22 protein-coding genes and 1 pseudogene are annotated in these 23,423 nt (G+C 40.5%); 3 read left to right on the forward strand and 20 right to left on the reverse strand.

All coding sequences use genetic code 11. The annotated features are described in order from the left end of the window. Positions 1 to 699 precede the first annotated feature (699 nt). A complete protein-coding gene (locus HMPREF9624_RS06820; protein WP_036594899.1) occupies positions 700 to 1,629 on the reverse strand; it encodes a LysR family transcriptional regulator in 930 nt (309 codons plus the stop codon). 136 nt (positions 1,630 to 1,765) lie between these two features. Here HMPREF9624_RS06820 and HMPREF9624_RS06825 point away from each other — a divergent pair, with 136 nt between their 5' ends. The 3 genes and pseudogenes from HMPREF9624_RS06825 to HMPREF9624_RS06835 all read left to right on the forward strand — a co-directional run bounded on the left by HMPREF9624_RS06825 (position 1,766) and on the right by HMPREF9624_RS06835 (position 4,372). After that, on the forward strand, positions 1,766 to 3,190 hold the full coding sequence (locus tag HMPREF9624_RS06825; RefSeq protein WP_009537127.1) for an aspartate ammonia-lyase: 1,425 nt from the start codon (positions 1,766 to 1,768) through the stop codon (positions 3,188 to 3,190). A gap of 28 nt (positions 3,191 to 3,218) precedes the next feature. Further along, positions 3,219 to 3,980 (forward strand): annotated as a pseudogene (locus HMPREF9624_RS06830) (NAD(P)-dependent malic enzyme). A gap of 125 nt (positions 3,981 to 4,105) precedes the next feature. After that, positions 4,106 to 4,372, forward strand: a complete 267-nt coding sequence (locus HMPREF9624_RS06835) for an ImmA/IrrE family metallo-endopeptidase (protein ID WP_036594902.1) — start codon at positions 4,106 to 4,108, stop codon at positions 4,370 to 4,372. A 10-nt stretch (positions 4,373 to 4,382) separates the two neighbouring features. On the opposite strand, the gene HMPREF9624_RS06840 is transcribed toward HMPREF9624_RS06835, so the two are convergent. The 19 genes from HMPREF9624_RS06840 to HMPREF9624_RS06925 all read right to left on the reverse strand — a co-directional run bounded on the left by HMPREF9624_RS06840 (position 4,383) and on the right by HMPREF9624_RS06925 (position 23,421). Further along, a complete protein-coding gene (locus HMPREF9624_RS06840; protein ID WP_278209032.1) occupies positions 4,383 to 4,922 on the reverse strand; it encodes a GmrSD restriction endonuclease domain-containing protein in 540 nt (179 codons plus the stop codon). 512 nt (positions 4,923 to 5,434) lie between these two features. After that, positions 5,435 to 6,358 (reverse strand): ribokinase, encoded by a 924-nt coding sequence (locus HMPREF9624_RS06845; protein WP_009537131.1) that lies wholly within the window; start codon positions 6,356 to 6,358, stop codon positions 5,435 to 5,437. 169 nt (positions 6,359 to 6,527) lie between these two features. Further along, positions 6,528 to 7,544: an ABC transporter permease gene (locus tag HMPREF9624_RS06850; protein ID WP_009537132.1), complete on the reverse strand. Its 1,017-nt coding sequence runs from the start codon at positions 7,542 to 7,544 to the stop codon at positions 6,528 to 6,530. Next, a complete protein-coding gene (locus HMPREF9624_RS06855) occupies positions 7,541 to 9,067 on the reverse strand; it encodes a sugar ABC transporter ATP-binding protein (RefSeq protein WP_009537133.1) in 1,527 nt (508 codons plus the stop codon). Before HMPREF9624_RS06855 ends, HMPREF9624_RS06850 begins: the two co-directional genes overlap by 4 nt. A gap of 156 nt (positions 9,068 to 9,223) precedes the next feature. After that, complete coding sequence (locus HMPREF9624_RS06860) at positions 9,224 to 10,315, reverse strand: substrate-binding domain-containing protein (protein ID WP_009537134.1); 1,092 nt, start codon at positions 10,313 to 10,315, stop codon at positions 9,224 to 9,226. A gap of 59 nt (positions 10,316 to 10,374) precedes the next feature. After that, positions 10,375 to 10,767 (reverse strand): VOC family protein, encoded by a 393-nt coding sequence (locus tag HMPREF9624_RS06865; protein ID WP_009537135.1) that lies wholly within the window; start codon positions 10,765 to 10,767, stop codon positions 10,375 to 10,377. A 77-nt stretch (positions 10,768 to 10,844) separates the two neighbouring features. Next, the gene (gene deoC / locus HMPREF9624_RS06870; protein ID WP_009537136.1) at positions 10,845 to 11,516 is read right to left on the reverse strand and encodes a deoxyribose-phosphate aldolase; all 672 of its coding nucleotides are present in this window, start codon (positions 11,514 to 11,516) and stop codon (positions 10,845 to 10,847) included. A 22-nt stretch (positions 11,517 to 11,538) separates the two neighbouring features. Beyond that, positions 11,539 to 13,068 (reverse strand): xylulokinase, encoded by a 1,530-nt coding sequence (gene xylB, locus HMPREF9624_RS06875; protein ID WP_009537137.1) that lies wholly within the window; start codon positions 13,066 to 13,068, stop codon positions 11,539 to 11,541. A 137-nt stretch (positions 13,069 to 13,205) separates the two neighbouring features. Continuing rightward, positions 13,206 to 14,222 (reverse strand): LacI family DNA-binding transcriptional regulator, encoded by a 1,017-nt coding sequence (locus HMPREF9624_RS06880; RefSeq protein ID WP_009537138.1) that lies wholly within the window; start codon positions 14,220 to 14,222, stop codon positions 13,206 to 13,208. Between the two features lie 227 nt (positions 14,223 to 14,449). Beyond that, positions 14,450 to 14,590 carry a helix-turn-helix domain-containing protein gene (locus HMPREF9624_RS12300; RefSeq protein WP_242822630.1) on the reverse strand — a complete coding sequence of 47 codons (141 nt, stop codon included), beginning with the start codon at positions 14,588 to 14,590 and terminating at the stop codon, positions 14,450 to 14,452. A 106-nt stretch (positions 14,591 to 14,696) separates the two neighbouring features. Further along, on the reverse strand, positions 14,697 to 16,100 hold the full coding sequence (locus tag HMPREF9624_RS06885; protein ID WP_009537139.1) for a sigma 54-interacting transcriptional regulator: 1,404 nt from the start codon (positions 16,098 to 16,100) through the stop codon (positions 14,697 to 14,699). Positions 16,101 to 16,283: 183 nt separating this feature from the next. Then, complete coding sequence (locus HMPREF9624_RS06890) at positions 16,284 to 17,297, reverse strand: uroporphyrinogen decarboxylase/cobalamine-independent methonine synthase family protein (protein WP_009537140.1); 1,014 nt, start codon at positions 17,295 to 17,297, stop codon at positions 16,284 to 16,286. Positions 17,298 to 17,299: 2 nt separating this feature from the next. Beyond that, the gene (locus tag HMPREF9624_RS06895; protein WP_009537141.1) at positions 17,300 to 18,319 is read right to left on the reverse strand and encodes a uroporphyrinogen decarboxylase/cobalamine-independent methonine synthase family protein; all 1,020 of its coding nucleotides are present in this window, start codon (positions 18,317 to 18,319) and stop codon (positions 17,300 to 17,302) included. Continuing rightward, positions 18,320 to 18,970: a dihydroxyacetone kinase subunit DhaL gene (gene dhaL, locus HMPREF9624_RS06900; protein WP_009537142.1), complete on the reverse strand. Its 651-nt coding sequence runs from the start codon at positions 18,968 to 18,970 to the stop codon at positions 18,320 to 18,322. Positions 18,971 to 18,982: 12 nt separating this feature from the next. Continuing rightward, a complete protein-coding gene (gene dhaK / locus HMPREF9624_RS06905) occupies positions 18,983 to 19,972 on the reverse strand; it encodes a dihydroxyacetone kinase subunit DhaK (RefSeq protein ID WP_009537143.1) in 990 nt (329 codons plus the stop codon). 14 nt (positions 19,973 to 19,986) lie between these two features. Next, the gene (locus HMPREF9624_RS06910) at positions 19,987 to 20,694 is read right to left on the reverse strand and encodes an ABC transporter ATP-binding protein (RefSeq protein WP_009537144.1); all 708 of its coding nucleotides are present in this window, start codon (positions 20,692 to 20,694) and stop codon (positions 19,987 to 19,989) included. Then, complete coding sequence (locus HMPREF9624_RS06915; protein ID WP_009537145.1) at positions 20,672 to 21,466, reverse strand: ABC transporter ATP-binding protein; 795 nt, start codon at positions 21,464 to 21,466, stop codon at positions 20,672 to 20,674. The genes HMPREF9624_RS06910 and HMPREF9624_RS06915 overlap by 23 nt, the downstream gene beginning before the upstream one ends. Next, positions 21,463 to 22,542: a branched-chain amino acid ABC transporter permease gene (locus HMPREF9624_RS06920; protein ID WP_009537146.1), complete on the reverse strand. Its 1,080-nt coding sequence runs from the start codon at positions 22,540 to 22,542 to the stop codon at positions 21,463 to 21,465. The genes HMPREF9624_RS06915 and HMPREF9624_RS06920 overlap by 4 nt, the downstream gene beginning before the upstream one ends. A gap of 3 nt (positions 22,543 to 22,545) precedes the next feature. Further along, entirely contained in the window at positions 22,546 to 23,421 is an 876-nt protein-coding gene (locus HMPREF9624_RS06925) for a branched-chain amino acid ABC transporter permease (RefSeq protein ID WP_009537147.1), read from the reverse strand. Positions 23,422 to 23,423 lie beyond the last annotated feature (2 nt).

Here is a 23,423-nt window from a genome sequence, read left to right on the forward strand (position 1 = left end):
AAAGAAATTGCAGAGCAAAATTATCAAAGGAATTTTGAAGAAAAACTGCCCCAATTACAAACCCATCACAAAACCGGCATTGCATTGGCTCAGTTTCTTATAACTGCTATGGAAAACGGACAGCATGTGGATTATTTGAAAGCGTATGTTGAAATTTTAGATCGTTGACTGCTACGGGACAATGCCCCTTAGATTCCCTTGGCAATGCTCAAGAAGAGCGAGCCTTACAATCCGGAGCTCTAACGCAAAGCAGACTGTTCTCCGCATACCGTGAGATTTCTACCCGTCAAAGAAGCCGTCTTTATCCTCCAGAGACTAGGGCATCTGGTTTCGCCTCTCTCTGTTACTTAGCATCTAAAGGGTAATGCCGATTTTGCCCGCTTCAAAGGGTGGTCTATCTCTTATTGCGGAATGGTACTCAAATTACAATACTTCAACCTCCGCTCCTATGGGGAAACCGCTCTGGACGGTGACAACAATATTATAACCGCGAGAAATTAGGAGTCCTTTTTGCGAACATCCCATGACACGGTCATCTTGTGCTCCAGACTAATCTACAATTACATATTTGGCAGAACGTAATATGCAAAGACCTCAATTCTTGAGAAATACTCAAGAATTGAGGCCTTATTTTGCTTAATAGAAAAATTTCATCAACCCAGCTAGTTGAAATCCTAATATGTGTTATTTTCTTCCTTTTCATATCATGTCCATAAACGTTGTAACAGCCTTGGAGAGGTATCGATTGCGCTTATAGTAAAGACTCACTTTTCGTACTGCCTCACGGTTATCCAATTTGTAAAAAAGAAGATTTTTTGCTTCAGGTACGTTCTGCACAAGAGAGTCACCTATAAAGGCAATTCCCATACCATAGCACGCAAGATTATACGCAGTAATCTGCTGGTCCAACTCCGGCCATATTTGAGGCGTGAAGTGACTTTCTCTGCAAATATTCATGGCACGTTCGCGTGTATCATTTTGTTCGTGCAGGAGAAGAAACGGATCATTCTGAAATGCCCCCATCGGTACAGGTGCTACAGAGGAGTCCAGATGTGTCCCCCTTTTGATATCTGCAGCGGTAAGCGCGTACTGTTTCACTTGGTTGTTGGTAGAAAAACTCACTGGCACCGCGATCAGCAGATGTTCTTCGCGAATTGTCTTTCGGTCGTAGATCTCGGGGCCCAAAACGCTGTTGTCCAACAGTAAATCCAAGCTGCCCGTGTTGAGCTTCTCTGTAAGCTCCGATGTGGTAGCTTTCACAAGTCTGATATGGATTAAGGGGTAAAGAGCAGTAAAACGACTCAGCAAGGGCGGCAGGACATAGGAAATGAAAAAATTTGTTCCACCGATAGACAGCGAACCATTCTTTAGCTCTGCCAGATCGCTGATATAGTTAGCAAAACTGTTCTCCACATCCATCAAGCGCTCCACAGAGCGGATATACTCCTGCCCAATTTCGGTAAGCTGTATGGGATTCGTGCTGCGTTCAAAAATCTGTGACCCAACTTTTTCCTCTTCCTTTTTAACCGCCGCGCTTAACGATGGCTGACTGATAAACAGATTTTTCGCAGCCCGTGAGAAACTCATCTCCTTATAGACCTCATAAACATAGCGCATTGATTGAAACATAGTCTCCCACATTATAGTTTGTAATCTATATTAATTATAATTGTATTGGTATTTGAGAATATCATAGAACTGCGTTATATTGATGGCAAGTCAAAAAAAGTCAAACATCCGCCAAAAAATCTAGGAGGCCATTATTATGACGACTACTCAGCAATTCCGCTCAGAACATGATTCCATCGGTGAGCGTTCCCTTCCCCGTGACGTCTATTACGGCGTTCAGTCTCTCCGCGCTTCGGAAAACTTCCATATCACGGGTCTAACTATGCACCCAGAGATTATCAACTCCATCGCCGAGATCAAAAAGGCTGCAGCGATTACCAACGCAGAAGTTGGTCTGTTGGACAAGAATGTGGCCGATGCCATTGTGAAGGCTTGTGATGAAATTACCACTGGTAATCTTCATGATGCTTTCATCGTAGATCCCATTCAGGGCGGCGCTGGCACCAGCCTGAACATGAACGCCAACGAGGTCATTGCCAACCGCGCAATCGAGCTCCTAGGCGGCGAGAAGGGCAACTACACCTTGGTCAACCCCAACGACCATGTAAACTGTGGACAGTCCACAAACGATGTGTTTCCCTCCGCCGGTAAAATGGCTGTCCTGAAACTGCTTATCAAGGCACAGATTCAGCTTGAGCGTCTCCACGATGCCCTGACTAAAAAGGCAGAAGAGTTCGACGACGTCATCAAGATGGGCCGAACCCAGCTCCAGGATGCAGTCCCCATTCGCCTGGGCCAGGAGTTCAAAGCATACAGCGAAGCGATCCGCCGCGACATTTCCAGACTAGAGCGTGCAGAGGATGAGATGCGTTGCCTCAACATGGGCGGTACCGCCGTGGGCACCGGCATCAACGCCGACAAAATGTATCTCGAGCGTATTGTGCCGAATCTCTCCATGGTCTCCAACCTGCGGTTCGTCCAGGCATTCAACCTGGTTGACGCTACGCAGAACCTCGATGGTTTTGTTGCCGTATCCGGCGCTGTAAAAACCTGTGCGGTGAACCTCTCCAAAATGTGCAACGACTTACGGCTTCTCTCTTCCGGTCCCCGCTGCGGCCTGGGTGAGATTAACCTGCCCCCTCGCCAGAACGGTTCTTCCATTATGCCGGGCAAGGTCAATCCGGTGATCCCCGAAGTAGTCAACCAGGTGGCCTTTAACATTATGGGCAATGACCTGACCATTACCATGGCAGCCGAAGCCGGCCAGTTGGAGCTGAATGCATTTGAACCCATCATTTTCTGGAACCTGACTCATGCGGTGGAATTCCTCACTTATGCCGTAAATACACTGACGGACAACTGCATCGTCGATATCACCGCCAATCGGGAGCGCTGCAAGAGCCTTGTGGACAACTCCGTTGGCATCATCACCGCCCTGACTCCTCACATCGGCTATCAGCCCGCTGCCGACATTGCCAAGGAAGCCATCAAAACCGGCACATCCGTCAGGGACCTGATCGTCCAGAAGGGCATTCTGAGCCAGGACGACATGGAGAAAATCTTGGACGCCTACTCCATGACAACTCCCGGCATCTCCGCAAAAGAACTTCTGACTCACTAAATCAAATCAACCAAGAAGGGTTTTTCATATGGATTACGCAAAGGAATCTTTAAAGCTACACTATCAGCTCAAAGGCAAGCTGGAGGTGGTCTCCCGCGCACCGGTGGACTCTGAAGAGGCATTGGCGCTGGCTTACACCCCCGGCGTAGCGCAGCCCTGCCTGGAAATTCAGAAAGACGTTGACAAATCCTATGAGCTGACTCGCCGCTGAAACACCGTGGCAGTGGTGACCGATGGTACCGCCGTCCTGGGCCTGGGTGACATTGGCCCCGAAGCTGGTATGCCCGTCATGGAAGGCAAGTGTGTGCTCTTCAAGGAGTTTGGCGGTGTGGACGCCATTCCCCTGTGCGTGCGTTCTAAGAGCGTGGATGACATTGTAAATGTCGTGACGCTCCTTGCTGGTTCCTTCGGTGGTGTCAATTTGGAGGATATCTCCGCTCCCCGTTGTTTTGAGATTGAAGAGCGGCTGAAGCAGTCCTGCGATATTCCTATCTTCCACGATGATCAGCACGGCACCGCCGTCGTTTCCACCGGACGGAGTGATTTCCCCAACCAGGTCAACAACGTTCTCTGCTTCCCCGGCATCTTCCGCGGTGCTCTGGACGCCCGTGCCAGCACCATTACTGAGGGCATGAAGATTGCTGCCGTCTATGCCATCGCAGGACTGGTGAGTGACGAGGAACTTAATACAGACTACACCCTGCCGGAGGCTTTTGATCCTAGGGTAAGAGATGCCGTGGCCAAGGCTGTGGCCAAGGCTGCCCATGAGGACGGTGTCGCACGCATCTGAGCGCAACAGATTTTAGCAGGTTCCTATAGCCCTTGGAGAGGGGCTTAAATCACTACTACTCTATTATAACAAGGAGTATATGAATTCACAGGCACGACAATCTGTCGAGCTTTCGGGAAAGCCAGGTGGACCGGCTGGCCGCGGCACTTCTGATGCCCCGATACATGGTACTGAACAATGTGAACCGCTTTACCGCAGGGAAACCGATCTCTATCTACGGGAGCAACCTGCTTCGCCTGGAGGATAAGCTGCTGGCACAGAAGATGGCAGACGTCATGGGCGTGTCGTACACAGCCTTCCTTATCCGCCTTAAACAGCTTGGCCTCTATAACAAGCGGAGCTCAGAGAAGTACATCACGCTGGAGATGAGATCATCAATATCAAGTATTTAAGTGTCGTAGTTTAGATTTTCTGTATTAAAAAAATCTTGAAGAAGCTGTTTACAAAAATACTGAGGAAATGTTTAGTTTCTCTCTCCAGTTCTGCTTTGAAATGTTCGAATACGGTCAACGGCTTCCCACGGGAATTCATTTTAATATAAAGCTCATCAGTGAAACCCATATCTCTTATTGGCAGGAAATAAAAGGTAATCGCTTTATTTTCCAACCGCTCCCATATATCCGGTACATCCTTGAAGCGCTCATCAATCGCATCCAACATTACAAGCATGGAGCTAATAGTAGGATCATCCTTCCAGTCAAAGGGAAACCATGCTTGATTCTTTATATCAGAAGAGTGCGTGGTTTCAAAAGATGGCATAAACTTCACAAGCTCTACGCAGAAATATCTTGCACTATAACGTGTTTCATAACTGAACCTACTGAGAAATGCGTACTTATCTTCATAAACTTTTTCTTTTTTAGCCGCATACCAATGCAAGAGGAACAATGTTGTTAAACGCTGCTGACCATCTAAAGGTGTCATAGTTCCTTCTTCATCAATGTCACCGTAAACAAAGTAAAGTGCAAATGGCTCCCCAGTAACAGCCCTATAAAGCGCCTAAAGAAAGCGACTTCTCACTCTATTGATGTCTTTATCAATACGTCCTTGAGCGTAGTCTCTCTGAATAAGGGGGATTACAATTTTATTAAGCTAAAAAGAAGTATCTCCATCCTCAATCGTTGTTTCAAAGATATCCATAAATGAGTGAAGTGTCGTACTCATTTTGTTCCCTCCTTTTCCAAAACAATCGGCTCTATATAGTCGCTCAGAACATCATTGATTGCTAAAATATAAGCAATTCTATCGTCCTGGCCCCAAAAATGCAGCTGATTTTCAGCCGATGGGGTATAATATTTCAGAAATACCATCTTAGTTCAGAAAGGAATATACTGTCCTTTTTTATCCATCTGAATGATATCATTTTGTTTCACATCAAATGTCGAATGATTAAGAGCTGCATTGTCCGCTGTATTAGTAATGCAAGATTTGCGATGGAATGCATATACTCTGTATTAGAGAGTATGAGACTTTCTAAACTCTTCTACCTCTATCTTTGTAGGCATGGCAATTTGTGCGCCACACTTCATTACCGTTAATGCACTGCAGGCAGTCGCAAACCTACAGCCTTCAAACAGACTCATTCCGCTTAAAAGTGCGTAAGCTAAGGCTCCAATATAGGAATCTCCTGCCCCCAATGACTCAATTGCATTTACTCTGTAGGAGGGAATAAAGATGACTTCCTGATTACTTGCAACAACCGATCCTGTTGCACCAAGCGTAATAATCCAATCATTTCCCATTTCCATACTCATTTTTAATGCTTCAACTTTTGCTTCTTCTACAGAATCAATTTTTGTCCCACAATAAAATCCGGCCTCAACCTCATTCACTACCACAATATCACACTTGGCAATGTAATGTCGGCTCATCTCTCTAGCCGGTGCAGCATTATAAATAACTTTGTACCCAAATTCTTCCGCCTTATCTACCACATAATAATCTACCTCTCTCGGAATCTCATTTTGCAGAATGACTATATCTGCACTTTTCAATAAAGATTCCGCCATAGTAACATCTTCTATTTTCAATTCAAAATTTGCCCCTTTTACAACCGTACAAAACAAATGGCCATCCGGTAATACATGGGCATCCGCCATTCCGGTAGGGGCATTGGACCTTTTTACATGCGTGACATCCACATGGAATTTCTCTGCTTCAGTTAAGAGAAACTCTCCCATTGTATCTTTTCCTACAGATCCAATCATAGACACATTAGCTCCCAGCTTAGCTGCTTGAACAGCCTGATTAGAGCCTTTCCCCCCAGCCGCCAAAATGCATTCATCCACCATCATGGATTCACCCAAATCGGGCATTCGACTTATTTTCATAATAATATCTTGATTCATGCTCCCTATTACAACAATATTTTTTCCCATAATAGCTCCTTTCTTTTCATTATAGCTGATTTGAAATAGATAAATATTCCATTTCACTTTAATCATTATAATAAGGTATCTCCAATAGGCTATAAATTATTAAAGAAAAATCAGGCAGTTATTTTTTCTGCCTGATTTTCAAAATGATCTAAGAGCATTTTTCTCTGTGCTAAGTAGTCGTTTTCTTCGATCTTTTTAAATGATTCATCAGTCCAATTGGATGTTTTTTAAGTTGGTCTGCCACAATAGCGACTACAATAACACATCCAGTGATTACCTGCATCACAAAAGAATGAATCCCAAATTGTGTGCCCACATTGTCAATCAATATAATTAATACTGTACCAAGTGCTGTTCCAGCTATAGAACCCAGTCCTCCGGCAAGAGAAGCACCTCCAAGTACACTAGCTGCAATAGCGTTTGTCTCATATGCCTCTCCTGCAGTCGGAATTGCAGAGTTAATTCTTGCAGCAAGCATAACTCCAGCAATACCATACAAAAGTCCTGCAAAGGCATATGCCGCATAAGTCGTTTTCCGAATAGAAATACCATTTAATCTTGCTACTTCCACTCCACTTCCTAACACAAATAAGTTACGTCCAAATATCGTATAGCGTAATAGCAAAAATACCAGTACTGAAATTGTCCCCCAAACAAAAGCCAACTTTGGAATAAATAGAATGTTGCTACTTGCAAAGTCAGCAAACTGAGGTGCAATACCTGAGACTGTTCCTCCATTGGATATCACTTTAATCAAGCCTCTTATAATTGTTTGCGTCCCTAAGGTTGCTACAAATGCAGGGACTTTAAACTCATGTATTAATGCAGCATTTACTGCTCCCCATATTACTCCAGTTACAACTGCAACAAAGATTGAAGGAACAATTCCCATTCCCCATCTAGCCTGTCCCATAGCAACCATGAGCGTAGAAAATCCAACAATTGCACCACAGCTGATATCAATTCCACCCGTTATAATAATGCAAGTTTGTGCAATCGATATCACTCCAATAATGGCACACTGTTTTAAAATATTAGTTAAGTTATAGCTTGTCAAAAAATTTTGTGTTCCTAAAGACGCAAAAATAAATAATATACCAATAATAAACATAATGGAAACTTCCGTTTTCATCATAATCTTTTTTAAGCTATCCCTCTTGGCGAGTCCCTTTTCTTCTACTTTCACTGTGCCACCTCCTCATCATAAATCGTAGACGCCACTCTCAAAATATCTTCTTCTCTCATTTGTTTTAATTCATCCGCTTCAACTGAGCCCGCAATATGCCCCTCTGCCATAATTACCATTCTGTCAGAAAGCCCCATTGCTTCCGGCAAATAAGAAGAAATAATGATGATTCCTTTTCCTTGCGCCGCCAAACTCTCAATCAATTTAAAGATTTCTTCCTTGGCACCTACATCAATCCCCACTGTGGGTTCATCAAAAATGAGTATATCCGGGTCTCTACACAATAACTTCGAGATGACAACCTTTTGTTGATTTCCTCCGGAAAGATAATTTACAATTTGCTTCACATTTGGAGTTTTTATTCTCATTTTTTCTTGATATTCAATCGCTCTTTTTCTTTCTTTTTTTAAATCCACAATACCAAGAAAGCTAATCAAGTCATAGGAATACATATTGATGTTTAATTCCACGCTTTGGGAAAGTGCCAAACCGTCGCTCCGCCGGTCTTCCGTTAAAAATCCTATTTTATGCATCATTGCATCCCTAACTGAGTTTATTTTTATTTTCTTACCTGAGATAAAGATATCTCCGGAATAAATTTTTTCAGCTCCAAAAATAGCCCGCATTACTTCACTTCGGCCAGCTCCCACCAATCCAAAAAATCCCAGGATTTCCCCTTTGTGCAAAGAAAAACTGACATCCTTAAATTTTTCCCCGAACAAATTACACACCTTAAGAATTTCATCTCCCGGTTTTTGATGTTGAATATTATAAATATCCACCATCTTACGCCCAACCATCTTAGCAATCAGGTAGTCCTTATTCACTTCACTTACATTCTTTGTTTCTACATGTTCTCCATCCTTCATGATGGTCACTGTATCACAAATTTCTATTACTTCTTCCAAACGGTGAGAAATATAAATTATACTCACCCCTTGCTCTTTTAATTCTTTAATATAATGAAACAACGTCTGCACTTTATCATTTTCCAGAAGCGCTGTGGGTTCATCAAAAATAACCAATCGAATATTTTGATTCACCGAAATTTTACTAATTGTAATCATTGCTTGCATAGCAACAGGCAATTGACTAATAACATCTTGTGGATTAATTGCCAAGTTAAACTTATCAATAATTTTTTGACTCTCAGCGTTTAGCTTTTTCCAATCCACAATTCCCAGATTATTCTTTGGTAAATGGCCAAGATAATAATTTTCAGCCACAGTTAAATCTTTAGCAATATTTACATGCTGGTAGTTGGCATACATTCCCAATTTCGCAGCATCTAAAACAGATTTTGCAGAGCAAAATTCTCCATTCACGTTAATTTGAACGCTTCCTTCGGTCGGCTCTTCTACTCCCATAATGCATTTAATCAATGTGGATTTCCCTGCGCCATTTTCCCCAACCAAAGCTCTAACTTCGCCTTTTTTAATTGTAGTGCTAATTCCTTTAAGCGCTCGAACCCCGGGATAGGTCTTTACTATATTATCAATTTTCAAAATAATTGAATCTTCCATGTCTCTCCCCACCACAAAAGGCTGTTAGCCCCAAAACAATATCCGGACTCCTATTTTGTTCCAAGTTTCGCCGAGGCACAAAACCTTCAACGAAACTTGAAACAAACATAACGCATTACTACATAATTCAATTGCAAGTCTCAGCTATAGTTTCTTTTACTTTGCTAAAAGACTCGGGTTAAGTAATGCAGCATACTTTTCTTCCTTCATATTTTTAGTTGTAACTGCTTCCGGAGCCATTGTGACCTTTTGTTCCGATTCAGGATTCTTACCTTGAAGTAAAGTTTCAACCGCGTTCTTTAATGACGCATAACCTTGGCCGTATGCATCCTGTACAATAATGCAATCCAATGTTCCATTCTCAAGTGCTTTAATCTCTGTAGGATCAGAATCGACTCCGATAGTGATTACTTTATCTTTAATTCCGGCATTTTCTACAGCTAACGCAATTCCATCTCCCGAAATATTATTTGCACCATAAACACCAATTAGCTGATCACCGTACGTCGCAATTTGGTTCTCAATATCCGCTTGAGCCTGTTCAAGGCTATTATTGTTATATAATGTATCTAAAACTTTTATCTCAGAATTAGCTTCAATGTAAGCCTTGAAATTATCCATTCTTGGTTGTAAAGAAGGATTAACATTGGAGAATTCCATAGCAATAATTCCCTTTTTAGGAATTCCTGCAGCATCTAGCTGTTCCAGCATGATTTTCCCCGCCAAATCTCCTACATCCGCACTAATTGTTGTGTAATACTGATTGTAGCAATCTGCATACTCTGTCGAATCAATAGTTTCCAATCCGCAGTTGGTAAAATTCACCACAATTCCCATATTCATAGCTTCTTTCGAAATAGAACGTGTAGAATCAGGAACTTGAGTTGCACTTATAATCGCATCCGGTTTTGAAGCAATCGCATTTTCAAATGCTCTAATATAACTTTCCGTTTCCGCTTCTGTTGCCGGTCCTACAGTAGTGAAGTTAATAGATATACCATGCTCCGCTTCCATATCTTTAACTGCATTCTTCATGCCAATTTCTTGATATTGCCAGAATTCCGACTCCGTTGAGCAAGAAACCCAAGTAATATTAAAACTCTTTTTATCCGTAGTTTCCGCCTTTTCAGCTTCTGTTTTTACATCCGCCTGCTTCTGAGTTTGATCGGCTCCTTGGTTTGTTTTTCCACATCCTGATAAAGCCACTAACATTCCCGCAACTAAAGTAAAAGCTATGATTTTTTTCATTGTTCTTTTCCTTTCCCGCATTCGCAAATAAAATTGTTATGCTCTTCCAATAAACGTGATTATAAACGCTCATTTAATTCAATTCGCTCGTTATTCGGTCCTCTTAGCATTATCCATTTTGAGCCGTTCTCAAAAACATGTGGCGCTTCACAGTAACTTCCCTCTTCAAACGTCACTTTTTTCCCTTGTAGCTCTTCTATCACTTTCTCTAAATCCTTTACCGAAATAGCGAAATGATCTACAACTCCATCCCCCCTTTCTTCTAATTTAGGCATCTTAATCAGTTCAATGATCAAGCCATCTTTCTCAACAAAAACCACTTGCACATCTCCATAGGGAGACGAATTTGTATTCTCCCAAACTTTATGAAATCCCAAAATATTCTCATAAAAGTTTTGAGAGATTTTTAAATCAAATACCAACACTCCAATGTGTGCTAAAGCATTTTTCATCCAGGGTCCTCCATGATTTTAAAAGCTTAATAGCTGCCACGCTTCAAAGCATCCTTTGGAATCAAGATGCTGTTTATTTATCCCATCTCATCTATAATTTGCGTTCCACAGCTGGTTCCTATTCTAGATGCCCCTGCAGCTATCATTTCGAGGGCTGTTTTTAAATCTCTAATGCCTCCGGCCGCTTTTATTTTTATTTTTTCCCCTACCATTGCTTTCATCAATTTGACATCTTCAATTGTTGCACCACCAGTACCGAAGCCGGTTGAAGTCTTTATAAAATCAGGTCCTACTTTTAATGCAATTTCACAAAGTCTTTCTTTTTCTGTTTGTGTCAAATAACAGTTCTCAAAAATAACTTTGGATATGACATTATTTTGCAGACATATCTGCACAATTGAATTCATCTCTTTTTCAATATAGTTCCAATTCCCGCTCTTCAGCTCTACCAAGTTCACAACATAGTCAACTTCTTTTGCTCCCTTTTTGATTACATCAGAAGTCTCAAAAACCTTGGTTTCTAAGGTGCATTGTCCCAGCGGAAAACTAACCGCAGCATCACACACCGTTTTACTGTTCTTTAATAACCCAGAGCAATACTCAACAACTGCATTATTAATTGCTACTGTTTTAAAACCATACTGATCAGCCATTTCGCAATGTTTTCTCATATCTTCCAATGTTACAAAGGGCTTTAAAAGAGTTTGGTCTATCATGTTCGCCAATTCATGTTTCTTCAATCCTTCCATATCAATACATATCCTCCTATATTTATTCTATTTTCCACTTACTTAATGTTTGATAAGTATCCAGTAAAGCATAGTAACTTTGATCAAAAACTTTTCTTAAACTTTGATATTTCTGATGGCAATTCATTTGCGGTTGAATCACATCTTCAACCTTTATAAATTTTGAAATTTCCGTAAAGTCCTTCAACACTCCAACTCCGACCCCAGCTGCTACTGCCGCCCCCATGGATGTCGCTTCATCAACCCAGTTGAGTTTTCTTATTTCCAGTCCGTAGATATCCGCAATAATTTGCCTAATCTCCTTACTTTTAGCCAAACCGCCTATTACATTCAGGGACCTGATATCGATTTCATCATTTTGAAAAACATTCAATATAATCGCCAGATTCATTATGATGCCCTCAACACCCGCTCGAATTAAATCTTTTCTTTGATGTTCCATCTTTAATCCGATAAAGGCACCTCTTGCATCCGGATTCCATCTTGGACTCCTCTCCCCCAAGATATAAGGCAGATATAACAGGCCATTCGCACCAACACTACTTTGCTTCAATTCTTGATTCATTAATTCATAAACACTGATATTCTGTAAATCAGCCTTTTCCTCTAAGTCTTTACACAGAATTTTTCTTATAAATTGATATGAATTTCCGGCAGCTTGCATTGTTCCATTAGGAGAGTATTTCCCTTCAATCATATGAGCCCAGTTATAAGTTTTCATGTCTTTATCATAAATTGGCTTATTGGACGTTAGAGCGACCCAAGAAGATGAGCCCAGGTAATTAAAGGCATCTCCTTCTCTCACGCTTCCCGCCCCTACTGCAGCACATAACCCGTCTCCTCCCCCAACTACGATGGGTGTTCCCTGCGCTAAGCCACATTCCTCGCTAATTTTCTTCCCCAGTTCGCCGGCGACATAAGTTGAAGCATGTATTTCCGTAAGCTTTTCTCTATCTATTTCTGTAATATCCAAAATTTTATCTGACCAACAGAGTGCTTTCAGATCCATACAATTTGTTCCCGATGCATCCGTATAATCTGTTATGAATCGCCCTGTTAGCCTATAAATAAGGTAATCCTTTGGCTGTAGCATCTTATAGGTTTTTGCATAGATATCCGGCTCATTTTGTTTTATCCACATTAACTTCTCAATGCTATAAGCCGAACTGATCCGATGTCCTGTAATTTGATAAAACTCCCACTCCTCTATATTATCCCTTATCCATTTTTCTTCCTGGAGGCTTCTTTGATCTGCCCATATAATAGCCGGTCTTAGCACTAATCCTTCTTTATCAACTACAACACATCCCATCATCTGACCACTAAAGGCAATTCCGGCTACTCTTTCTTTATCTACATCCTTTAGCAACTCATGATTCGCACAACAAAAAGCCTTCCACCAGTCTAAAGGATTTTGTTCTGCCCATGTACTATTGAAAAAGTGTGTGTCGTAAGCAAACATTACACTTTTAATCAACGTTCCATCTTCGGAAAACAAAGTGGCTTTATCTCCGGATGTTCCTAAATCATGAGCTATAAGATACTTCTCCATTCTCCTCTACCCCCATTTTTTATATCCAAACTTTCATATTCCGCGCAAAAACCAAAAGCTATGCAATAATATTGACATTTGCTATGTGGGAACGTTCCCACATAGCATAAAATAATAATGCAACTATCCCTATTCTTTTATTTCCTAAGTTCTGTTCCCTTTAAAACTAATTTATATGGCACTATTTGTACCGTGTTCATCTTTAGAGGATTCTTTATTCTATCCATTAGAAGCTGCATGGTAGCTCTTCCCATTTCCACAGTATCTCTCGTTACATGTGAATATTTGTAGTCAATAATGTCTAACACGTCAATATGATCGATTCCCACAAAGGCGATTTCTCTACCCAGCTTCATTTTTCTCTCTCTTGTTGCTCTCAGGAATCCCAACGTTGTTCTATTGTTGCATGATATTATGCCATCAGGGATATCCCTTTGTTCATACATTTTCCAAGCTAAAGAGTAGGCAGTATCCGCCATGAAATCACCATGCAGTACATACTTTTCAATAACCGGAATATTGTATTGCTTCATCGCTTCCAAATAGCCTTCATATCTCCCTCTTGCATGTTTTAAATTCAAGTCTCCTGTTATTATTCCTACCGTCTTGTTCCCCGCCTTAATTAAAGCCTCCGTTGCTGCAAAAGCGCTTCCAAAATTGTCATACACTACTTTATCTAGGCTAATACCGTCTATATCTCTATCTAACAAAACTACCGGCGCATTTATTTTTTCTAACAACAACTTGAGTTTTTTAGTAGCCTCCGGCTCAGAATAGTCAACTGCTGGAGCTAGGATAACCCCACGGACCCTCTGCGCTTTAAGCATCTGAAGTGCTTTTTCTTCTTTTGCAAGACTATTGTTTGTATTAAAATATATAATATTAAAGTTATTCTGATCAACCACCTGGCTAATGCCATTTAAAACTTCCGTATAAAAACTATTATCTATCTCCGGAACCACTACTCCAATTGTATTAGTAATCCTTTTAGGTAAACTCCTGGCTGACTCCGACGGTTCATAACTATTTTCTTTTATAACTTTTTCGATTTTTTCCCGTGTCTCGTCATTCACATACCCCGTTCCGGTAAGAACTCTGGATACTGTTGATTTTGATACCCCGGCTAAACCCGCAATGTCTTTAATTGTAATCATTTATATATTCCTTCGTACTTCATTACAGCGATTTCAAACTCATGCGGGAACGTTCCCTTGTGCATAATATTATTCTTTTGCTTTCTATTTGTCAACAATTTGTTTGTTTCGTATATTTATTGATAGGTTTAAATTTAATTATAAACACTTAAGAATTTGGCCTACAAAAAAGAGGGTACATATCAATTATCTATTCCCCCCTTTTGTTCAAAAATTTATTATACTATTTATTCTTTTCGCTTTTTGTAATCCAACTGATATTGTTCTATCTTTCGATAAAAGCTGCTTCTGGATATTCCTAAACGCTGACAAATTTGTTTCACCGTATAATCTCCTTTAATTAACTGTTCCAAGCCATTTCTTTCCATGTCTTTGACAGTGCCTTCATAACTAATTAAGCCCAACTCTTTTTCATCTATTCCATCATTTTTAAAATAACTTTCTAAATAGGTTTCTATCGTACTTAAATCTTTTTTACCCTATTAATTTCCAGAGTTTTTGATATAATTCATCAATTCCGGAGGATTCTTTTTTGCCATACATTTTACTATAATACAACACGGCACTATGAAAAAACCGTTCAAAAACAGCCTTATTATTATATACGGTCTGAAAATCCACTATTTTATTTTGCACAATGATGGAGTATAGCCGGTAAGAAAAAAGCTTTTCTCGAACTAAGTCTTCCAGGTTCTCACTTGTACAAAAAACAAATTGAATGGAAAGCTGTTCTTGTTCTCTTTTCTTCACCTTTTCTAATTCCTTTTCCAGATATCTTGCTAATTTTTCCTGAGCAATCAATAGCATTTTTTCAGGTTGTACAATAATCAGACTGCCTCCCTGCATCTGCCAAAGCATTCCTCTATCATCAAACATAAAGGTATTCATCAGCTCTCTGTATACATTCTGCATATAGATGACCTTGAGTTGCTTCAAACGACGTTCAGAATAGTTTATAATAGCTTTTCCAATCAGCTCATTAAGAGCATTGTCCTCACTTTTTATCAATAAGCACTCATTTTTCAAAGCCATATTTTTACATTCTTCTATGGTTTCCTTTCCCACATATTTAGAAAGCCAGGAAAATGTCACCATAGTGCTTGTGGAATATACATTGGATTCTTTTTGTATTTGACTATAGGACTTAAACTTACACAAAAATTCTTTTTTATCATCTTCTACGCTTACAGGAATCAAACTGATTGTTCCATAAAAAGAATATGTGCCTTTTTCTATCGTTATTTTAGCCTCTTCTATTCCTTTCCCCTTTTGTAGATATTTTTCCAACTCCTCCGACAAATCCCGAATATTGTTAATGGGATTTTTTAACTGAAAAATGGATTGAAAAGACGCATTGTGATAAATGATATTTCCAAAACGGTCACAATACAACAAGGCCTCCGGAATCGCTGCAATAATAGATTCCGCCCTTGTCAGTCTTTCCCGTATTTTCTTTTTGGATTGGTGTTCAATAATTCGTTTTCCTATAAGCTCTGCCATATTGTCCATAAAGAGAAAAGTAGAATCTATTTTTTCAAAAAAATTCTTCCCTCTTTTTTTGCTGACAATTAAAGCAAGAGCTCCTATCACCTCCGTCTTATCTCGGATAGGAACTCCCACAAAACCGTCAATTTTACATTGCGCATACCCCTTACACTCTTTGCATTTAGGGACAGACTCTCTGTTTTTTACATAGAACTGTTCACCGCTTTCAATAACCGTATAAATGAGGGATCCATAGTCGATTTTTTGATACATATCATAAAAGACCAGCTTTTGGCCAAGCAAATTCAGATTCGAATCCACAATAATTACATCGATATTTAATACATCCGAGACTATATTTGCAAATTGATTCAAATAAGACTTGACCGCCATCGCTCTCTCCCATTGCTTTAATTCATTGATAAAACAGAATTGAACAGCATCTCTTCCAGTTTATTTTTGTTGTTAGAATGCATTCATTATACTAAAAAGTGCTCAAATTGAATTACATAAAAATTGCAATCTGAGCACTTGTCTTTCTGACCTTTTTAAAGCACTATATACTACTGTCAGAATTTATTTCTTTTCCTTTGCATACTCTGCGGAAATATCTTTAATCCACTGCAGTCTTTCCAAATCGATATCCTCTCTGATGGTACAGTCAGCACCTAGTCCTACTCCTTTCGTGCCACTCTCATCCAGAATACGATAAATTTCTTTCTTTATCTCTTCTCTTGTTCCGGTATACAGAAGGCTTCCCTCCGCATTGTCAAAGCCGCCGAAAACAGGCTTATTGTTCAATATCTTTTTCCCTTCCGCTAGAGAAATATTCTCGGAATAAATCGCCCAGTTGAAAGCCTTTACGGGATAATCTTTATACCATTCCAGATGGTTTGTATACTTTCCATATCCGCAAATATGGAGGAGTACATTATCTGTATACTTAAGAATCTCATTTAAAACTTCCAGATCCAATGGCTGTACTCTTTCTTTATGCACTTCTTCTGTAAAACTTTTGTCCTGTACACACTGCACACTGTAGTAAATTCCGTCTACGTCCGTTTCTGTAAACAGCCTCTTTACGAGTGCCTTTGTGTCCTCTGCGATACGCTTTGCAACCATAATCATGGATTGGGGATCTTCCTTGAAAAGTCTGGTAAACTTTGTAAAATCCTCATCGTATTCCTCAAAGCGAAGACGAATGTACTGTAGCGGAGAAAAGATATTGTAGTACTTGTATACATCTTTCCCTGCATGAGCACAGATTTCCTTTACATAATCTACTTGTGCTTGAATCCATGGATGATTCTCCCCAACGGATTGTACTTCTTTTAACTGCTCCAGTGTAGTAATAGTAGACTTGCAAAGAGACGGATGTCCAAAGAACCCATCAGACATAATTTTGATGAAATCCGGCTTTGCCTCATCGATATATTTTTTTTGTTCAGCAACAACCGTCCTCATAATGCTCGAATCTTCCCACCCATAGTGATTATGAAAGGACACGAAATGATGCCAGAATCCTCCAATAACTCTTTCGCCTTCTTCATTTGCCAAAAAGGCATTCATTAATTCTTTTCTGTTTTCCATGCTTACTCTCCCTGTTCTCTATTCTTCTGTGCACAATACGTTATCCAACGTAAGCGTTCATTTGAGATGCTGTTCGGTACCGAACAATCTGCTCCGAGAATGAAGGAGCGATATTTACTCTCCTCTATGCAATCCTCAGCAAATTTTTCTACATCCGTTCTATCTCCTTCTGTTATCAGTGTTTTAGGATTGTTATCAAAACCGCCGAGTATGCATTTTCCGGGGAATAATTTTCTGCCCTCCGATAAGCTGACGCCTTCCGTATGTACTGCCCAGTTATAAGCTCCCGCTTCATAGTCTCTATAGAAATCTAAATTGTTTTTGTGATGTGCATAGCCGCAAATGTGGAGGATGTTATAAGGACTTAATTCATTTGCCAGTTTTAAGACAGCAAGCTCGTCCTCTCCCACGATTTCCTTGTATGTTTTTTGGTCATATTTCGGGCTCTGTACATTTTGCACACAATAATAAATGCCGTCCAGTTTTGTTTCAGTAAGAAGTTTTCTTACCAAAGTCTGAATATCCTTTCCGAGCTCTTTTCCCGCATGCTGCAATTCCTTGGGATAATTTTCCGCCAGATACACAAAGCGTTCAAAATCCAAATCAAAAAATTCTAATCGAATTCGAATCCACTGCACAGGAGAGAAAATATTATAAAAACACATTACCTTGTCTGAAAAAAACTCTGTCATCTTTTTCAGATGTTCCACCTGCTCCGTAATCCAAGGATGATCTTCCGGGAGACTTTTTATAGCAAGAAGGTCCTCACCGTTTCTAAGAGGATTTTCCATCACAGTCGGATGTCCGATAAATGCATCATTCATAATCTTCATGATATCCGGCTTAACTTCCTCAAAAAACTTTTTATGCCCTTCTATGGCTCTTTCTTGTGCAGCCTTATCACCGGGCTTGGCAAACTGTTCCTTTTCCGGGAGAAAATGATGCCAAAATCCTGCAGGGACTTCCTGCATTTTTTCTCCCGAAAATGCCATTTTAACTAGGTTTCTTTTGGATTCTTGCATCTAATTCCCTCTTTTTTCTAATGCTTTGTCCATTAAGACCTTGATTTGCAACGCCATAGTAACCGCACCGGGATCCAGATGCCCCATTCCCTTATTACTCTGATAGGTTGCTCTTCCTTTAATAGATTCCATATTTCTGGTTTCTTCTGCACCCTTTTCTGCTGCAGCCGCTACTCTCTTACACAAATCATCAACACTTACTCCCTCTTCCAAAGCAGCCTTATACTCTTCTACTGCAGGATACAAGCTGTCAATCATTGTTTTAAATCCGGGCTTAGCCTGTCCTCTTTCCATAATTGCATTGAGCATTGCGTTTAAAATTTCAAAAAGTTCCTCTTTATGGATAGAGTCCTTATCCTTCATCACTTTGGAAGCATGCAGATAAGCACTGCCGTAGAGAACTCCGGAAGAGCCTCCGATTACCGCCATCATAATCTTTCCGATTTCTTTTAATTCAGAGCTTATGTCCAAGGCCTCCAATCTTTCCTTTTCTTCGGTAAGCTTTGTAAAGCCCATGTGTAGATTTGCCCAATGGTCTCCATCACCCGTTGCAAGATCGAGATTGGTAATGTACTCCTCTTTTTCATTTAATTCCTGATTAACGGCAACAATATAGTCCATATAATCTTTACTGGTTAATGTAAAATTCATATTTCCTCCTCATTAATCAATCTTAAAAGCCGGGGTATCACAGGACGCATCCAAAAGCGTCTTCATCTTGTCGTTCAGCTTTAATAAAGAAAGAGAGCATCCTGTCATCTCTAAGGAAGTGGTATAGTTCCCCACAAAGGTCTTATATGAGGTGATATTCTTTTCCTTCAATAATTTTTGTACTTCATAGTTCAGGATATAAAGTTCCATAAGAGGAGTTCCTCCTAAACCATTTACCAGTACCGCTACTTCACTGCCTTCATAATCATAATCATCCAGAATTTTCTGAAGCAAAATCTCCGCAATCTCTTTTGCGGTCTTCATGGTAGTCTTTTCTACTCCGGGTTCTCCATGAATACCCATGCCGATTTCAATTTCATTTTCTCCCAAAGTAAATCCAGGTCTTCCTACCGCAGGTAAAATGCAGGGGCTCATCGCCATACCCATACTTCTAAGGTTTGCGACCACCTCTCTTGCCACTCCTGCCACTTCACTAAGAGGAGCTCCTGTTTCAGCCATAGCACCTGCAATTTTATGAACAAACATGGTACCTGCAATTCCTCTTCTTCCTGTGGAATAGGTACTGTCCGGCACTGCCACGTCATCCTTTACTACAACGCTTTCTACCTGGATACCTTCCATTTCAGCCATATCCTGTGCCATACCGAAATTCATAATATCGCCGGAGTAATTCTTAATTACAAATAGTACACCCTGTCCTTTTTCCACCTTCTCAATAGCGGCTTCAATGCGGTCCGGACTTGGAGAGGAGAAAACATTTCCTGAAACTGCTGCATCCAGCATTCCTTTTCCTACAAAGCCGGCATGAAGTGGTTCATGACCAGCTCCACCCCCGGAAATAACTGCAACTTTCTTATCCATATTTTTGCGATAAATAACTTCCTTTTCCGGGATATATTCCAAGGTGTCACTATTTGCCATCTGTAAGCCCATGAGACACTCTTTTACTACATCTTCCGGCTTGTTAATAATCTTTTTCATGCTTTATCCTTTCTTTATCCTATTCCTAAATATGCTTCCTTTACTTTAGGATTGTTTGCAATTTCCTTCGCATCTCCCTGCATAGTAATGAGTCCATTCTCTAATACATAGGCGCGATTAGAAGTCTGTAATGCCAAGTTTGCATTCTGCTCTACAAGAAGTATGGTTACTCCCTGCTTCTGTATTTCCTTAATCATGTCAAAAATCAATAAAACAATATTGGGTGCAAGACCCAGAGACGGTTCATCCAAGAACAAGAGCTCCGGAGAAGACATCAGTGCACGTCCAACCGCAAGCATCTGCTGCTCACCGCCGGAAAGAGTTCCGGCCTGTTGCTTGATTCTTTCTTTTAATCTCGGAAACAAAGCGAATACTCGATCGTAGTTCTTCTCAATCTCTCCCTTATTACTGATGGAGAATGCTCCAATTCTTAAATTTTCAAGCACCGTCAAATCCGGAAAAACTTCTCTTCCTTCCGGAGAAATACTGATTTTCTTCTTACTTAACTGGTAGGGAGCGATATTGGTAATGTCTTCATCATAAAGCATCACCTTTCCGCTACTGGCCTTCTGAATTCCTGTTACAGTGCTTAACAGGGTACTCTTTCCTGCACCATTGCTTCCTATCAAGGAAACAACCTCTCCCTTATGAATTTCCAGATCAATTCCCTTTAAGGCGTGAATTGCCCCATAATGCGTATTAAGTCCCTGAATTTTCAGCATTTTGCAGCCCTCCCAAGTACGCCTCTATTACCTGCTTATTATTTGCGATTTCTTTTGGCAAACCGTCTGCAATAGGCTTTCCATGATCGATTACATAGATTCTGTCGGAAATGTTCATTACCACACTCATATCATGCTCAATCATTAAAATGGTATATCCCATATCTCTAAGCTCCCGGATAAATCCCATAAGTTCCAAGGATTCCTGGGGATTCATACCGGCTGCAGGCTCATCCAGTAGAATCAGCTTGGCTCCGGTAGCAATTGCTCTCGCGATTTCTACCTTTCTTTGATCTCCATAGGGAAGGTTTGCCGCATATTCATCTCTTCTATGATCCAGCTTTAAAAGCTGCAAAAGCCTAATCGCCTGTATTACTCTTTCATCTTCCTCTTTTCTAAAGCGTTTCGTTCTAAAGCTGGAATCCAAAAATGTATATTTTGTTCTGTGATGAGTTCCCACCAGAACATTTTCTATTACTCTCATGTCATGAAAAAGTCGAATATTTTGGAATGTTCTGGCTATCCCTTTATGTACAATTTCAATCGGCGGAAGATGATGAATGGCTTCCCCTCTAAAATATATTTCTCCAGAATCCGGCTTATAAATTCCTGTCAGCAGATTGAAAACAGTTGTTTTTCCTGCCCCGTTGGGACCGATAACACTGATTATTTCTCCTCTTCTAATCTGTAGATTCACGTTATCAACAGCTTTAATACCACCGAATTGCTTGGACAGATTTTTAACCTCTAAAAGCATTTCATCCGTACTCATACTAGCTCCTTACTCTCTTTTGCCAAATCCTCCTTAGCCTGACGGGAAAGAGGATAGGGAAGCCTGGATTTCCATCCTAATAAACCTGCCGGGCGGAAACGCATCATCAATACCAGAATCACGCCGTACAGTACGAAACGGTACTCCATAAGGAAACGAGATACTTCCGGAAAGGCAATCAGCAAAATAGCACCGATATACATCCCTCTCTGTGTTCCCATTCCTCCTAAAATCACGATACTGAGTATCATCGTAGATACATCAAAGTTGAAGGTGTTCGGATCCACATAGCCAATTAAACGGGAATATAGAGAACCGCCCAAAGCACAAATCATGGCGGAAATGACCATAGCCAGTATCTTATAAAAATTTACATTGACTCCCATCATAGTGGAAGCAAGCTCATCTCCCTTGATTCCTCTTAATGCTCTACCTGTCTTGGAACGAACCAAAAAGAAGCAGAATACACTGACAAGAATAAGGAAAAAAAGAGCAAGATAGTATAATCCGTAATTCTGAACAGTTAATTCCATTCCGAAAATCTCAGGTTTCGGAATGTTCTTTATTCCCAAGGTTCCGCCTGTAACGCTTTGCCAGTTCATCAGAATCATTTTCATAATCTCTCCGAACCCCAAAGTAATAATGGAGAGATACGTTCCTGTTACACGAAGACTGGGAAGCCCCAGAACTACGCCAATTGCACCGGCTAAAAGCATACCTAAAAGAACTGACGGAAAGAATGGTAGCCCTGCTTTCATGGAAAGAATCGCACTACTATAAGCTCCAATAGCCACAAATCCTGCATGTCCCAAAGAAACGAGTCCGGTATATCCTGTTAAAACATTTAATCCCAGAGCCAAAATACTGTAAATTCCGATTTTTATACTAACGGTCAGTAAGTACTGGTTAGACAAAATAAACGGAAAAGCCAGTAAAAAAAGAATCAAAGCAGGAAGTAAAATCTGTTTCTTCTCATGTACCCATTTTTCCAACTGATGCAAGTTCAACATTTCAGCAATAGCAAAGCTCTTCCTTTCTTTTGCTGTAGAAGTATTTCTATCTTTATTCTCTGCCATAACTTACACCTTCGTTATCCCTTTCCGTCCGAATAATCCTTGCGGTCTTAGTAAAAGCACAAGAATCAAAATGATAAAGGCGATGGAATCTCTATAGGTTGACCCCAGGAATGTGGCTGCCATACTCTCCGAAACGCCGACCATAAGTCCACCAATTAAAGCTCCGGGAAGGCTGCCGATGCCGCCTAAAACTGCTGCAGCAAAGGCCTTAAGCCCCGCCATAAATCCCATGTTGGGATATACAATCTGATAATATCCACTTACCAGTGCACCGGCAATTGTTGCCGAAACGCCCGCCAGGAAAAACGTGAAGGAGATAATAAAATTCACATTTACTCCCATCAGATTTGCCGCTTTCGGGTTTTGTTCACAGGCTCTCATGGCAAGTCCTATTTTCGTCTTAAATACGATAAACATGAGAATTCCCATAAGAAGAACAGACACCACAAACATCATGATTTGGGTGATAGAAATTGGAAACTTTCCAATCATCACGTTTCCCTCTCCAAATATAGATGGAAAGCTTCTTTTTTCCGAACCCAAAAAGATAATTAAGAGATTCGTTATAATATTGGAAATACCGATAGTGGTAATCAAAGAAGCAATCGGCGGGGACTTTTTCTTCCGCAAAGGTTCTAATGCCGCTTTATCAATTGCTATTCCCAGAATTCCTGTCAGCAGCATTGCTGCAACTATGCCTGGAACTATTCCAAAATGCATGCCTATAAAAACCATAGCCATCTCTGCGCCAAAAGCATAAATTGCGCCGTGCGAGAAATTGACAAGACGAAGAATTCCAAACACCAAGGAATATCCTACAGCAATTAGAGCATATCCCATTCCTAACGCTAAACCATTAATAATTTGCTGTGTGACCATAG

Source organism: Oribacterium asaccharolyticum ACB7 (assembly GCF_000238075.1).
GTDB lineage: Bacteria > Bacillota > Clostridia > Lachnospirales > Lachnospiraceae > Oribacterium > Oribacterium asaccharolyticum.